This window comes from Micromonospora inyonensis, assembly GCF_900091415.1.
GTDB lineage: Bacteria > Actinomycetota > Actinomycetes > Mycobacteriales > Micromonosporaceae > Micromonospora > Micromonospora inyonensis.
Genome location: NZ_FMHU01000002.1, coordinates 3,011,250 through 3,024,604, shown reverse-complemented (window position 1 = coordinate 3,024,604; position 13,355 = coordinate 3,011,250). Strand labels below are relative to the sequence as shown.

General features: G+C 73.0%; 15 protein-coding genes. 7 read left to right on the top strand and 8 right to left on the bottom strand.

What is annotated here, in order from left to right:
• Window positions 1-165: 165 nt before the first annotated feature.
• Window positions 166-810, bottom strand: a complete 645-nt coding sequence (locus GA0074694_RS27810) for a hypothetical protein (protein WP_091462909.1) — start codon at window positions 808-810, stop codon at window positions 166-168.
• A gap of 669 nt (window positions 811-1,479) precedes the next feature.
• Between GA0074694_RS27810 and GA0074694_RS33430 the strand changes: the two genes are divergently transcribed.
• Window positions 1,480-2,049: a P1 family peptidase gene (locus tag GA0074694_RS33430; RefSeq protein ID WP_245714944.1), complete on the top strand. Its 570-nt coding sequence runs from the start codon at window positions 1,480-1,482 to the stop codon at window positions 2,047-2,049.
• 15 nt (window positions 2,050-2,064) lie between these two features.
• Here the strand turns inward: GA0074694_RS33430 and GA0074694_RS27800 are convergent, their stop codons facing one another.
• Together GA0074694_RS27800 and trmB are read right to left on the bottom strand one after the other, a co-directional pair.
• Window positions 2,065-4,572, bottom strand: a complete 2,508-nt coding sequence (locus GA0074694_RS27800; protein WP_091462908.1) for a DEAD/DEAH box helicase — start codon at window positions 4,570-4,572, stop codon at window positions 2,065-2,067.
• A gap of 114 nt (window positions 4,573-4,686) precedes the next feature.
• Window positions 4,687-5,406 (bottom strand): tRNA (guanosine(46)-N7)-methyltransferase TrmB, encoded by a 720-nt coding sequence (trmB, locus tag GA0074694_RS27795; protein ID WP_425413645.1) that lies wholly within the window; start codon window positions 5,404-5,406, stop codon window positions 4,687-4,689.
• 128 nt (window positions 5,407-5,534) lie between these two features.
• On the opposite strand from trmB, the gene GA0074694_RS33425 reads away from it, so the two are divergent.
• The gene (locus tag GA0074694_RS33425) at window positions 5,535-6,083 is read left to right on the top strand and encodes a hypothetical protein (protein ID WP_245714943.1); all 549 of its coding nucleotides are present in this window, start codon (window positions 5,535-5,537) and stop codon (window positions 6,081-6,083) included.
• A gap of 5 nt (window positions 6,084-6,088) precedes the next feature.
• On the top strand, window positions 6,089-6,769 hold the full coding sequence (locus tag GA0074694_RS33420) for a class F sortase (protein ID WP_425413644.1): 681 nt from the start codon (window positions 6,089-6,091) through the stop codon (window positions 6,767-6,769).
• Here GA0074694_RS33420 and GA0074694_RS27785 read toward each other — a convergent pair.
• The 4 genes from GA0074694_RS27785 to GA0074694_RS27770 all read right to left on the bottom strand — a co-directional run bounded on the left by GA0074694_RS27785 (window position 6,715) and on the right by GA0074694_RS27770 (window position 9,651).
• The gene (locus GA0074694_RS27785; RefSeq protein WP_141714289.1) at window positions 6,715-7,287 is read right to left on the bottom strand and encodes a maleylpyruvate isomerase N-terminal domain-containing protein; all 573 of its coding nucleotides are present in this window, start codon (window positions 7,285-7,287) and stop codon (window positions 6,715-6,717) included. The genes GA0074694_RS33420 and GA0074694_RS27785 overlap by 55 nt on opposite strands.
• Before the next feature lie 166 nt (window positions 7,288-7,453).
• Window positions 7,454-7,774, bottom strand: a complete 321-nt coding sequence (locus tag GA0074694_RS27780; RefSeq protein ID WP_091462905.1) for an antibiotic biosynthesis monooxygenase family protein — start codon at window positions 7,772-7,774, stop codon at window positions 7,454-7,456.
• Between the two features lie 26 nt (window positions 7,775-7,800).
• Window positions 7,801-8,598, bottom strand: a complete 798-nt coding sequence (locus tag GA0074694_RS27775; RefSeq protein ID WP_091464152.1) for an exodeoxyribonuclease III — start codon at window positions 8,596-8,598, stop codon at window positions 7,801-7,803.
• A 132-nt stretch (window positions 8,599-8,730) separates the two neighbouring features.
• Complete coding sequence (locus GA0074694_RS27770) at window positions 8,731-9,651, bottom strand: proteasome assembly chaperone family protein (RefSeq protein WP_091462904.1); 921 nt, start codon at window positions 9,649-9,651, stop codon at window positions 8,731-8,733.
• Between the two features lie 507 nt (window positions 9,652-10,158).
• On the opposite strand from GA0074694_RS27770, the gene GA0074694_RS32035 reads away from it, so the two are divergent.
• The 3 genes from GA0074694_RS32035 (at window position 10,159) to GA0074694_RS27760 (ending at window position 11,991) form a co-directional block, all read left to right on the top strand.
• A complete protein-coding gene (locus tag GA0074694_RS32035) occupies window positions 10,159-10,968 on the top strand; it encodes an alpha-amylase family protein (RefSeq protein ID WP_091462903.1) in 810 nt (269 codons plus the stop codon).
• A gap of 62 nt (window positions 10,969-11,030) precedes the next feature.
• A complete protein-coding gene (locus tag GA0074694_RS32030; RefSeq protein ID WP_176737956.1) occupies window positions 11,031-11,177 on the top strand; it encodes a hypothetical protein in 147 nt (48 codons plus the stop codon).
• Between the two features lie 40 nt (window positions 11,178-11,217).
• Window positions 11,218-11,991, top strand: a complete 774-nt coding sequence (locus tag GA0074694_RS27760) for an EcsC family protein (RefSeq protein WP_425413643.1) — start codon at window positions 11,218-11,220, stop codon at window positions 11,989-11,991.
• 33 nt (window positions 11,992-12,024) lie between these two features.
• On the opposite strand, the gene GA0074694_RS27755 is transcribed toward GA0074694_RS27760, so the two are convergent.
• Window positions 12,025-12,885, bottom strand: coding sequence for a GDSL-type esterase/lipase family protein (locus tag GA0074694_RS27755; RefSeq protein WP_091462902.1), 861 nt, complete (start codon window positions 12,883-12,885; stop codon window positions 12,025-12,027).
• Window positions 12,886-13,086: 201 nt separating this feature from the next.
• On the opposite strand from GA0074694_RS27755, the gene GA0074694_RS27750 reads away from it, so the two are divergent.
• Complete coding sequence (locus GA0074694_RS27750) at window positions 13,087-13,350, top strand: DUF6343 family protein (RefSeq protein ID WP_091462901.1); 264 nt, start codon at window positions 13,087-13,089, stop codon at window positions 13,348-13,350.
• Window positions 13,351-13,355: the final 5 nt, after the last annotated feature.

The following is a 13,355-nucleotide window of genomic DNA, read 5'->3' as shown; positions in this document are numbered from 1 at the left end:
CCACGACGGGCCGGCCCCCACACCAGGGGACCGGCCCGTCGTCGTGTGACCAGTCGTCGCCAGGTCTGCTGCCAGGTGAGCCGGGCCGCCGGTCAGCAGCCATGGCCCCGGTCGCAGCCCCCGCGTGACCTCGGGCGGTGTCTGCCCGAGCCGACCCGGGGTCGGTCAGGCCGCGGTGGACCAGATGGCCCGGAAGGCGGCGGCCTCGCCGGCAAGCCACTGCTCGATCTGTTCGGGCTTGACCCCCTCGGGCATTCGGTGCGCCTCGCCCCGGCGGACGTCCACCAGGACCGGCTCGGCATGCGGCAGGACGGCGTCCATGTGCCGGCGCATCAGGTGCAGAGTGGCGAGGGCGGCCTCCGGGCTCGGCGCGGCCTCGTCGAAGTGCAGCCGGACCGCCTCGGCGCGGCCGTCGGCGTACCGTACGCCGAAGTGCGGGTTGATCTTGACCGGCAGGTCGCCGAGCATCGCGAGCGCGTCGCGGGTCTGGGCCAGGTCGACCTGGCCCGGCTCGCCGAGGGAGTGCAGCCAGCGCGTCGCTCCCGGCGTCAGTGCCTGGTAGAGCGGGCGCCAGCGGGGCTTGACCACCCCGGCCACCCCGGCCAGGTGGGTGCCGCCGGTGTGGAAGGCGATGTCGGCCTTGAGTGCCTTGACGAACTGACCGTGCGGGTTGAACCCGGATCGGCTCGCCCGTTGCCTGCGCAGCCCGCCGACGAAGGTGGCCTTGGTCGGGCCGGTGCGGTCGACGTAGCGGGTGAAGCCGAGCAGGGTGGCGTACGGCGGAAGCGCGGTGGTGAGGGGTGCGGACACGGGGCGTCCTCCCAGGTCAGTGCCGAGATTAGTACATACATTCTAATCGACGGGTACGACATCGCCCAGGGTTTCGGACACGGAAAGATGATCGACCGACCACACTGGGCGACGCCTCGTGAAGGCCCCGGGACGCGTCCCGGCCACTGCCGTCGCCGGCCGTCGCCGGCCGTCGCCGGCCGTCGCCGGCCGTCGCCTGCCGTCGCCTGGGGTGGTTGCAGGGGCCCCCTGCTCGTCAGAAAACGGTAGGAAGGGGCCCCTGCAACTCCGGCACGGCGGTGGCCGTGGCGGGCGCGGCGGCCACCACGCCCGGGTACCTCGTGCCCGTCCTCGGCCCGCCAGTTCAGCCCCGGCGACCCGGACGCGCTCGTGGTTCGCCCTCGCGATCACGGCGGTCGCCGGGGTGCCCGGACTGCGGCTACAAACTGCCGTCGCGGGCCCGTGTGTCCGGCCGTCGGCACCGCTGTGGGCGGTGACGGTCGGCCCGGTCGTGGCCGCCGAGTGGGTGGTGCCGCACACACCTTCACGGCGATCATGTATGCGGTCGGCGCGGCCGAGGTGGCGCTCGCGCTTACCGTGCTCACGACCCGCCGGAGCCGCTCCCGGTGCCAACCGGGACGGCCGTCCGCTCCCCAGCGAACCGACCACCGGCCCGACGACGGGAGGACCATGAACCAGGCGAGTCGACGCGCCCGCGACCTCCGGATCGTGGTGGGGGCCCTGCCCACCGGGCGGCACAACGCGATCACCGACGTCCCCGGGGTCCGGGTCGGACACACCACCCTCGACGACGGCGCGGACGTGCACACCGGCGTCACCGCGGTCGTACCGGCTGAACTCGGTCCCGGGCGCTGGACCCTGCCGGCCGCCGTCTACTGCGGCAACGGCTACGGCAAGCTCGTCGGCTCCACCCAGGTCGACGAACTCGGCGTGCTGGAGTCACCGACCGTCCTGACCGCCACACTGTCGGTGTTCCGGGTCGCGGACGCGCTGCTGGGGCACCTGCTGGACGCGGTCGAGGAAGCGCTGCTCAACTCGTTGCTGACCGCCGTCACCACCACCGGCGTGGGCGGCCGGACCAGTCACGCCGTACCGCACGACCTGCTGGTCCGGCGGCTGTCGGCGGTCGGCCGACTGACCGGCGACGGTTCGCCCGGTGGCGGTCGGTCCGGCGGCGGGCCGGCCGGCACGGCCGATCCGCCGGTCAACGGCCGGTCGGGTCACCCGGCGACCGGATGACCCGACCGCCCTCCGTCAGAGCTGTCCGACGTCGGTGACCCGCACGACGGCCGCGCCGACCTCGTCCGAGGCGGCCAGGTCGATCTCGGCGCTGATACCCCAGTCGTGGTCGCCCTCCGGGTCGTCCAGGATCTGCCGCACCGTCCACCGCTGCGCCGACGTCTGGTCGATCAGCAGCAGCGCCGGACCACGGGCGTCCGGCCCGGTGCCGATGGCGTCGTACGTCGCGAAGTACGGCTCCAGCGCGTCGGCCCAGGCGTCGGCGTTCCAGCCGTCCGCCGCGTCGAGTTCGCCGAGTAGGTCCCACCGGCGCAGCGCGGCCAGTTCCACCCGGCGGAACAGCGCGTTGCGCACCAGCACCCGGAACGCGCGCGCGTTGCGGGTCACCGCCGGCACCCGGTCGTCCAGCGCCTCGGCGGCCTCGGCCGCGTCCGTTGGGTTGCGCAGCCGCTCCCACTCGTCGATCAGGCTGGAGTCGACCTGGCGGACCAGTTCGCCCAGCCACTCGATCAGGTCGACCAGCTCCTCGGTCTTGGCGTCCTCGGGCACCGTCTGCCGCAGCGTCTTGTACGCGTCCGCGAGGTAGCGCAGCACCAGCCCCTCGGAGCGGGACAGGCCGTAGAACTGCACGTACTCGGTGAAGGTCATCGCCCGCTCGTACATGTCCCGGACGACAAACTTCGGCGAGAGCTGGTGGTCGGCGACCCACGGGTGCCCCCGCCGGTACATCTCGTACGCGGCGTCCAGCAGTTCGGCGAGGGGCTTGGGCCAGGTCACCTCGTCGAGCAGTTCGAGGCGGGCCTCGTACTCGATGCCCTCGGCCTTCATCGAGGCGACCGCCTCGCCGCGCGCCTTGAACTGCTGCGCGGAGAGCACCTGGCGCGGGTCGTCCAGGATCGACTCGACCACGCTCAGCACGTCCAGGGCGTACGACGGCGACTCGGCGTCGAGCAGTTCGATGGTGGCCAGGGCCAGCGGGGAGAGCGGCTGGTTGAGCGCGAAGTCGAGCTGGAGGTCCACGGTGAGCCGGACCCGCCGGCCGGTCTCGTCGGGCTCGTCGAGCTGCTCGACCACCCCGCCGGCCAGCAGCGCGCGGTAGATCGCGATCGCCCGACGGATGTGCCGGCGCTGGGCGGCGGCGTCCTCGTGGTTGTCGGTGAGCAGGTGACGCATCGCGGCGAACGCGTCCCCGGGGCGGCCGATGACGTTGAGCAGCATCGAGTGGCTGACCTGGAAGCTGGACGTCAACGGCTCCGGCTCCGACTCGACCAGCCGCTGGAAGGTCGGCTCGCCCCAGCCGATCGAGCCCTCCGGTGGCTTCTTCTTCACCACCTTGCGCCGCTTCTTCGGGTCGTCACCGGCCTTGGCGAGGGCCTTCTCGTTCTCGATGACGTGCTCGGGGGCCTGCACCACCACCCGCCCGATCGTGTCGAACCCGGCCCGTCCGGCCCGGCCGGCGATCTGGTGGAACTCACGTGCCTTGAGCAGCCGGGTCCGCACCCCGTCGTACTTGCTCAGGCCGGTGAAGAGCACGGTGCGGATGGGCACGTTGATGCCGACGCCGAGGGTGTCGGTGCCGCAGATGACCTTGAGCAGCCCGGCCTGGGCGAGGGTCTCCACCAGCCGGCGGTACTTGGGCAGCATGCCGGCGTGGTGCACGCCGATGCCGTGCCGGACCAGCCGGGACAGGGTCTTGCCGAAGCCGGAGGTGAACCGGAACCGGCCGATGGCCTCGGCGATCATGTCCTTCTCGGCCCGGGTGGACACGTTGACACTCATCAGCGCCTGGGCGCGCTCCAGCGCGGCGGCCTGGGTGAAGTGCACGACGTACACCGGGGCCTGCTTCGTGGTGAGCAGTTCCTCCAGGGTCTCGTGCATCGGCGTGGTCACGTACGAGAACAGCAGCGGAACCGGCCGTTCGGCCGAGCGCACGACGGCGGTCGGTCGCCCGGTACGGCGCGTCAGGTCGTCGACGAAGCGGGTGGTGTCGCCGAGGGTGGCCGACATCAGCACGAACTGCGCCTGGGGCAGCTCGATCAGCGGCACCTGCCAGGCCCAGCCCCGGTCGGGCTCGGAGTAGAAGTGGAACTCGTCCATGACCACCTGGCCGACGTCGGCCCTCGTGCCCTCGCGCAGGGCGAGGTTGGCCAGGATCTCGGCGGTGCAGCAGATGATCGGGGCGTCCGCGTTGACGCTCGCGTCGCCGGTGAGCATGCCGACGTTGTCGGCGCCGAAGACCTCGCAGAGCGCGAAGAACTTCTCCGAAACCAGGGCCTTGATCGGCGCGGTGTAGAAGGTCGTCCGGTCGTCGGCCAGGGCGGCGAAGTGCGCCGCGATCGCGACCAGGCTCTTGCCCGACCCGGTCGGCGTATTCATGATCACGTTTGCGCCGGAGACGATCTCGATGACCGCCTCTTCCTGGTGGGGGTAGAGGTCGAGGCCGCGCTCCTTCGCCCAACCGGCGAACGCGTCGTACAGGGCATCGGGGTCGGCGCTGTTCGGCAGCGCGGCGGTGAGCGTCATAACCGGTCCATCCTGCCCGCCTCGACCGCCTTGGTGGTAGCAGGGGCCCCCTGCACGACAAAAACGAGTAACAGGGGACCCCTGCTACCACCTCGGCGCCCTGCCACCACCACCTCAGTGCGCGCGGCGGTAGACCAGGTCGGTGACCGGACGGCCGGCGAGCAGGGCACGGCGCTCGAACTTGGTGACCGGGCGATGTGCCGGGCGGGTGGTGTCACCCGGTCGGGTGTCGACCAGTTCCGGGTCGGCGTCGAGGGTCTCGCGCATCGCGGCGGCGTACTCGGCCCAGTCGGTGGCGCAGTGCAGCGTGCCGCCGGGAACGAGCCGGGAGCGCAGCAGCGCCACGTGGGCGGGCTGGACCAACCGGCGCTTGTGGTGCCGCGCCTTCGGCCAGGGGTCGGGGAAGTAGGCGTGCACCGCGTCCAGCGTCCCCTCCGGCAGCCGCCGGGCCAGCTCCAGCGCGTCGCCCTCGGCGACCCGCACGTTGCCCAGCCCGTGTCGCTCCACCAGCGCGAGGAGGTTGGCGATTCCCGGGGTGTGGACCTCGACCGCGAGATAGTCTCGACCCGGGTCGGCGGCGGCCATCGCGGCGGTCGCGTCGCCCATCCCGGAACCGATCTCCAGCACCACCGGGGCCCGGCGGCCGAACAGGTCGGCGAGGTCGACCGGGGGTCCGGCCCCGTCCGGCACCGCGAGCCCGTACGTCGGCCAGAGACGGTCCAACGCGTCGAGGTGGCGGCTGCTGAGGCGACCCCGGCGCGGGTGGAAGGTGCGGACGGTGGCGGGTACCCGCAACGGTGCCGGGGCGGCCGGGTCGTGGTCGATGGAGGTCACAGCGACCCGAGCCTACGCCAGCGCCACCGACCGGCCGGACGCGGCGTACCGCCGGGGCAGGACGAGTCATCTCATACGGCAGGCCGGGTGCTCCGTGTCCGGCCCGGGCCACGGGGCCGGGAGGGGTCATGGTGTCAGTCACGCGCCGGGGCGCGGTGGTGCTGATGGGGCTGCTCCTCGCCGCCGCCGGCGTGCTGGTGGCCACCGCGCCGGCCCGCGCCGCCGACGTCTACGTGCAGCTCACACCGAGCCGGGCGGGCCCCGGCGAGCTGGTCGGCATCCGGGCGAGCTGCCGGTCCACCCGGGATCCGGCCAGCGTCGAGTCGGACGCGTTCGGCATCGTCACCGTCCACCCCCAGCACGGGTACCTGGCCGGTACGGTGACCCTCCCCGCGCACACCCGGCCGGGCACGTACCGGGTCAAGCTGCTCTGCACCGAGGGCCCGAACGCCTCGACCATGCTGACCGTCACCGTCGGCGGCCAGCCGCCACCACCTCCGGACGACGGACGCCCACAGCCGCACCCCAGCCGGGGGCCGGCGACCGGGTTCGGCGGCGCGGCCGGCGGCCCCGACCTCGGTGCGCTGATCCTGCCCGGCGGAATGGGCATCACCGTCGCCGGACTGGTGCTGGCGATGCTGGCCACCCGCCGACGGGGACCGCGGACCCACCGCTGATCGCCGTGTCCACCGTCCGCGCCACGCCCCGACCCACCGTCGCCGTCCGGGAGCTGCCGTCCCGGCGGGGGGACGGCCGTCGCTGGCGCGTCCCGCTGGCCGTGGTGCTCGTTCTGCTCGGGGTCTTCGTCACCGGGGTCGGGCTCGGCCGGTCGGCAGGGCGACCGTGGAGCGTCCTGGCCGCCGACGCCGGGCCGGGTCGGGCCGCGACCGACCCGTTGCCGGCGAGCCGGCCGGTGAGCCTGAGCGTGCCCGCGATCCGGGTGACCGCGCCGGTGGCCCCGGTCGGTCTCGCCCCGGACGGCACCATCGCGGTGCCCCCGCTGGAACGGCACCGGGAGACCGGCTGGTACGACGGCGGTCCCACGCCGGGGGAGACCGGCCCGGCGATCATCGTCGGGCACGCGGACACCACGTCCGGCCCGTCGGTCTTTTACGAGCTGCGCCGGCTCCGGCCGGGGGACCGGATCGAGGTGACCCGGGACGACCGGTCGGTGGCCGTCTTCGAGGTCACCTCGGTGGAGCGCTTCGACAAGAACTCCCTCCCCGGTGACCGGGTGTACGGCGATCACCGGAGCCCCGTCCTGCGGCTGATCACCTGCGGTGGCCGGTTCGTCGGCGGCAGTGTCGGCTACGCCGACAACGTCATCGCCTTCGCCACCCTGGTCGGCTTCCGCGACTCCTGACCCGGTGGCCGGGCGAATGGTCGTCGCCCACGTGGCCGTGGCGCCTGACCCGGCCCCGCTCCCACCGTGTCCAGCGGCCACCTCATCCCATGCGGTCGCGCAGGATCGGGACGCCGGCACCGGAGAGTTCGTCGCAGTACGTGCCACGCCCGGTCATGGCCATCGTCAACGCGAGGGTGGTGCCCGACGCCAGCGGGCCGGTGCCGCTGACGAACGGGCCGCGTCTCGGCCGGGTCCGCGCCCAACTGCTCGTTGAGGCGCATCGTCACCTGCTTGTCGAAGTCGAACCGGCAGCGGACGACGCCGGCGAACCACTGCCAGCCGTTGAGGCTGGCGGCGGCGGTGAGGTGGGCGAGCACCTCGCGTACGGTCAGCCCGGCGCACAGCGACGGCGTCGCGAACCGCTGAGCAGGCAGGCCGGTGAGGTCGGTCGCCAGGGCGGCGCGTTCGGCGTGGATACGCGCCCAGGTGTCGTTCCTGCGGTCGGCGTGGGTGCTCCTGCGCTGCTGGTCGGTCATGTCGAGCGATCTCCCGGTCAGTGCGTACCGGACCGGTGCTGGTCCGGTTGTCACGAGTGGAGACTGTCGCTCGGTGCGGCAATCGTCGCGGATCCGGAAACCCGATGGCGAGGACCCGCGACGGGGCCTGCCGGCGGCCGGAAGGTGGCACCGGCAGGCCGGCGGCTCACGGGGTCCCGGGGACCTCCTGCACCACCTCGAACTCCAGCAGGTTCGCCCCGGTGGCGACCGGCCGGCGCTGTTCGCCACCCTCGCCACCGCTGTGCGCGGCCCGTGCCGGCCCGGACGCCCACGCCTGGTATGCCTCCTCCGACTCCCACCTCGTGTAGACGAAGTAGCGGGTCTCGCCGGCCACCGGGCGGAGCAGCTCGAACCCGAGGAAACCCGGGGAGTTCTCGACCGCCCGGGCCCGGGCGGCGAACCGGCGCTCCAGCTCCTCGCCGGCACCCGGCGGGACGTCGATAGCGTTGATCTTCACGACTGCCATGCCGTCCACCCTACGGCCGGCGTGGGTCAGAGGGGTTCGACGGCGGGGACCAGGTCGGCGTCGACCACGATCGGGGCGTGGTCGGAGGGGCCCTTGCCCTTGCGGGCCTCCCGGTCGACGTACGCCGTCCGGACCGCGTGGGCGAACTGCGCGGAGGCGTACACCAGGTCGATCCGCATGCCCTTGTTCTGATGGAACATGCCGGCCCGGTAGTCCCAGTAGGTGAACGGGTGTGGGCCCTTCATCGGGGTGGGCACCACGTCGGTCAGCCCGAGGTCGCGCAGGGCGGCCAGGGCCGCCCGCTCGGCCGGCGTCACGTGGGTCGAGTGCGCGAAGACGGTGGGATCCCAGACGTCGTCGTCGGTGGGGGCGACGTTGAAGTCCCCGCAGACCGCCACCGGCACCCCACCGTGCAGTTCGGCGGCGAGCGCGTCCCGTAGCGCGGCGAACCAGGCCAGCTTGTAGGCGTAGTGCGGGTCGTCCGGGGTGCGCCCGTTCGGTACGTAGACCGACCAGACCCGCAGCCCGGCGCAGGTGGCCGAGATCGCCCGCGCCTCCGGCTGGGGGAAGCCCGGCTCGCCGGGGAAGCCGACGGTGACGTCGGTCAGACCCACCCGGGAGAGGATGGCCACCCCGTTCCACCGACCGTCGCTGTGGCTGGCCACGGTGTAGCCCAACTCGCCCACCTCCGGCACCGGGAACGCGCCGTCAGGGCACTTGGTCTCCTGGAGGCAGACCACATCCGGTGCGGTGTCGGCGAGCCAGTCGAGCAGCCGGGGCAGCCGGGCCTTCACCGAGTTCACGTTCCACGTCGCCAGGCGCATGGCTCCAGCCTGCCCGATCGCGGGCCCGTCCGCCCGCCGGCCCGCCGTCACCACCGGACGCCGGCCGGGGTGCTCCGCGCGGGCGTCCCGACCACCGCCCCGGCGGTCCCGTGCCCGGCGGGCGTGGACCGGTCAGCTGCCCGACGTGTCGCCCGGCCGGCTCTGCTCGGCCAGGAAGCGCTCCAGCTCGGCGCCGAGTTCGTCGGCGGTGGGCAGCGGGCCGGTCTCCGACGCGAGGAGGTTCTTCCCGCCGCGTCCCCGGGCGAACGCGTCGTACTGCTCCTCCAGAGCCTGGACCAGGGTGGCGGCGTCCTCGGTCTGGGCGACCTGCCGGTCGATCTCCACCCGGACCACCTCGGCTGCCGAGCGGAGCCCGTCGCTGGGCAGGAGCAGGCCGGTGCTGCGGGACACCGAGGAGAGCAGCACCTCGGCGGCCGCCGGATACTCGGTCTGCGCGACGTAGTGCGGCACGTGTGCGGCGAAGCCGAGCGCGCCCCGCCCGCGCTGGCCGAGCCGGTACTCCAGCAGGTGTCCGACGCTGCCGGGCACCTGTACCCGCTGCAACCACGGCTCGTAGCCGGCGATCAGCTCAGGCCGGGTGGCGTGCGCGGTCACCCCGGTCGGTCGGGTGTGCGGTACGGCCATCGGGATCGCGTTGAGCCCCACGGTGAGCCGGACGTCCAGCCGGGCGGCGAGGTCGCCGACGGCGGCCACGAAGCGTTCCCACTGTAGGTCCGGCTCGGGGCCGGTGAGCAGGAGGAAGGGAGTCTCGTCGTCGTCGTGGAGCAGGTGCAGCTCCAGCTTGGGCTCGTCGTAGTGCTCCCAGTGGTCCTCGACGAAGGTCATCACCGGGCGGCGGGAGCGGTAGTCGAAGAGCTGGTCCACGTCGAAGGTCGCGAGCGGCTGGGCGTCGAGGCTGGAGAGCAGCTGTTCCCGGGCCAGTCGGGTGGCGTTGCCGGCGTCGACGAAGCCGGTCAGCGCCTGGATGAGCACCGGCTGACCGAGGTCGGGCAGATCGTCGGTGAGCTGGTACAGCTCGTGTGGGTCGAGCACCGGTCTGGACCTCCCTGGGTGTTGCGGACGGGCGGCCGTGGGGCAACGGCACCCGGTACGGGAAACGTATTCGCCATCTTCGTGCATTCCGTCGTGGCGCGGTGGAGGGGGCGGGTGCCCTCCCATTCCCGGTCGACCCGCCGGCAAGGGGGTCCGCCGTCGCGCAGGCGTTCGACTCTTCGGATGAGGTGCTGTCAACCGGACGGCGGATCAGCCGTCGGGGCTACCGGCCGACCTCCGGGTGGGGAGGTTCCCGCCCGTCGGGGACCGCTCCGAGTCACTCGAGGGAAATGACCGGCTCGCCGGGTTTTGAAATGATCGACGTAGCAAATGATGGTCTAGTAGGTTTGACGGGGAAAAATGTGGGCAGGACCACAGATCACTCCGTGTGAATAAGCCTCGTTCTCTGCCTAGCCTCGGCGGATGCGTGACGATGACAAGATCCACTATCGACCCGCTTCCACCAGCGTAGATAACCGAAAGGGTGATGGCGTATCCCCTGGCGGGTTGGTCGCGCGGAGTGAGCGTCCCGGCGTCCGGGGGCGGCTGCGGCGGGCCCTGACCCTCCGCCCCGGTTCGGCGCGACCCGGGCGGACGACCATCGCCCTCGCCTCCGCTGTCGCCTGCTGCCTCGGCCTGGTCGCCGTCGTCGCACTCCGGACGCCGGACGAGGGATCCGCCGCCACCGACAGCTCCGCGGCCAGCACCGAACTGCTCCGGCGGACCGAGCAGGAACACGCCTCGCGTGGACTCGCCCGGACCCCGTCCGCCACCCCGTCGACCGCTCCCGCCCCCACGCCCACCGCGGAGAAGGCCGCCTCCACGAAGACCACCCCGACGAAGAAGCCCACGCCGCGCAAGCCGGTCGAGCCCGCCCCGGTGGCCGGCCTGACCGTCGCCCAGATGAACAACGCCAAGAAGATCGTGCGGACCGGCCGGGCCATGGGCGTACCGCGGCGTGCGCTGGTCATCGCGGTGGCCACCGCGATGCAGGAGAGCAACCTCTACAACCTCGCCAGCGGCGCGCTGCCCGAGTCGCAGAACCACCCCAACCAGGGGCTCGGCTGGGACCACGACTCCGTCGGACTGTTCCAGCAGCGGGCCAGCATGGGCTGGGGGACGGTCGCGCAGCTGATGGACCCGGCCTACGCGACCCGCAAGTTCCTCACCACGCTGCTGGCCGTGCCCGGCTGGCAGCAGATGCGGCTGACCGAGGCGGCCCAGGCCGTTCAGGTGTCCGGCTTCCCCGAGGCGTACGCGCAGCACGAGTCCCGGGCGACGGTGATCGTCGCCGCGATCGTGGCCCCGGCGACGTAGCGGGCATGGCGGTTGCCCGGGCGGGGTACACATGAGTGGCACGTCCACGACAGGAGGACACCATGTCAGCACTCATGCAGAAGATCAAGCGATTCCTTCGGTCCCCGCAGGGACAGCAGCTGGTCGACCGTGGTCGCCGGGAACTGGCCAAGCCCGCCACCCAGCAGAAGCTGCGGGGCCTGGCGACCAAGTTCGGCAAGCGGCGCTGAACCCCCCGTCGTACCTCCCCCTGACCCCCGGAGCCATCCCGTGACCGACTCGACCCCCGTCGACGGCCAGTCCGTGCCCGCACCCCGTCCGCCCGTGACCCCGCCCGCGGCCTCCGTCGCGCCCACCGAGCCCCCGGAGGCCACCGAGGCGCCCCCGGCACGGCTCTGGGACCGGATGCGGGACGACCCGCAGTACGCCCCGGAACACCTCGCCCTGGAGGCGGTCCGCCGGCTCGGCCCGGAGGCGGCCCGCTGGGCCGAGCGGGCCCGGGCGGCGCAGCCCGGTGTCTCCGCCGAGGCCCTCGCCGACCAGGCGGTACGCCGCTTCGTCAACCAGGCCCGCCTCTCCGGTGCGGTCTCCGGGGCCGCCGGCCTGCCCGGCGCGGTGATCGACGTGGGCGTGCTCGCCTGGACCCAGGCACGGATGGTGCTGCACATCGCGGCGGCCCACGGGATCGACCCGCGGCACACCGACCGCGCGACCGACCTGCTGGTCCTCCAGAAGGTGCACAAGGTGGCCGAGACAGCCCGGCTCGCCCTCGGCGTCGCCGCCGGGCGGGAGCGGGCCGGAGCGCTCTTCGGGGGCGGCTCCCAGACCGCCCTCGGTCGGGTGATGCTCAAGCTGGGGGTGCGGCTGGCCCAGATGGCCGGGGTGCGTGCGGCCAAGCGGATGTTCGCGAAGGTGGTGCCGGGCGCGGCGATCGTCCTCGGCACCTGGGCCAACTCCTCGGCCACCAAGGATCTCGCCAACCGATCCCGGGCGCTCTACGCCCAGGGCGGCACCGGTGTGGTCCCACCCCCGCGCCAGCCCTGACCGACGGCAGCCGGCCCGCTGCCGGTCGACGGGTCAGTCGGCGAAGCCGGCGGCGGACCAGGTCACCTTGGCGAGCTGCTCCTGGCCGTCGTTGTTCGGGTGGAAGTGGTCGACGGTGTTGACGTCGTCGAGGGTGAACCGCACCCGGTGCGCGGCCCCACGGTCGTGCCGGCAGCGCGACCCGTACGCCCGGCAGGCGGCGGCCAGTTCGTCGTTGTAGGCGTCGATCCGCTCCCGGAAGACCCGGCGGCGCTCCCGGTCGGCCGCAGCCGTCGAGGTCGGGTTCGCGAGCAGGGCGGGGCAGACGCCGCGCTGCCAGGACCGTACGGCCTGCTCGTCGGTGTGCCCGACCTCCCAGAGCCGGTACAGGTCCGGGATGCTCACCACGAGCACCCGGGCCTTCGGCCGTCCCTCGCGCAGCGTGCGCAGCGCCCGGTCGACCTGCTGGCGGAAGGTCTTCACCGGGGTCATCGCGTCGGTGTCGGCGCGACAGGCGTCGTTCGCGCCGATCAGTACGGTGACGTAGTCAGCCCGGTCGCGTACCGCCCGGGTGGCCTGATCGGCCAGGGCCGACGCGCGGGCCCCCGCCTTGGCGTGGTTGTACGCCCTACTGCGGATCGCCGGATTCAGCTCGACCAGCCGTCGGTAGTGGCTCTCCACCCGCCGGCCGTCCCCGGTGGACCAGGAGTTCCGCTCGCAGGACGCCAGCACCACGCAGGTGCCGAAGCCGGTGGTGACCGAGTCGCCGAGCGCGGCCATCGCCGTCGGCATGCCGGGGCGGGGGGTGCCCTGAGGCGGAGGGGGCGTGGCGTCGCCGCCTCCGCTCCCACCCTCACAGGCCAGCGCCACCAGCGCGGACAGACTGGCCACGGCGGCGACCCAACGTCGAGGCATGAGCTTCCCGTCCCGGAGCGTGGTGCGACAGCGTGGTCACCTTACGCGTCCACTGCCGGTCGGGGACCGTCCGGTGTCGGTCATCCGGCACAACGGCCCGCTGTCAGGACCGGCATGGTAGGCCGCTCGACGCCGGGAACGTCCGACCGGACGGCGGTTGCGGTCAGGTTAGCCCGGCAGGGCACCGGGTAGGTGGCCAGGATGACGCGATCGCAGCCCCGAGGTGCCCGGGGCACTGTCGGGCACGCCTACAGCGCGTTGAACCTGCGCCTGGCCCTGGCCTCCTTCGGGCTGGTCACCATGGTGCTCTTCGCCGTCCTGGCCGCCCGCGCCGACCTGCCCTGGCTCGCCGTCGCCTGCGGTGTCCTCGCCGTCGTGGCCGTGGTCGACCTGGTCGTCATCCAGCGCCGTCGGGCCGCCCGCCGTCGGGAGGAGCCGGGCGCGCGGCACTCGCTCTTCGAGTGACAGGA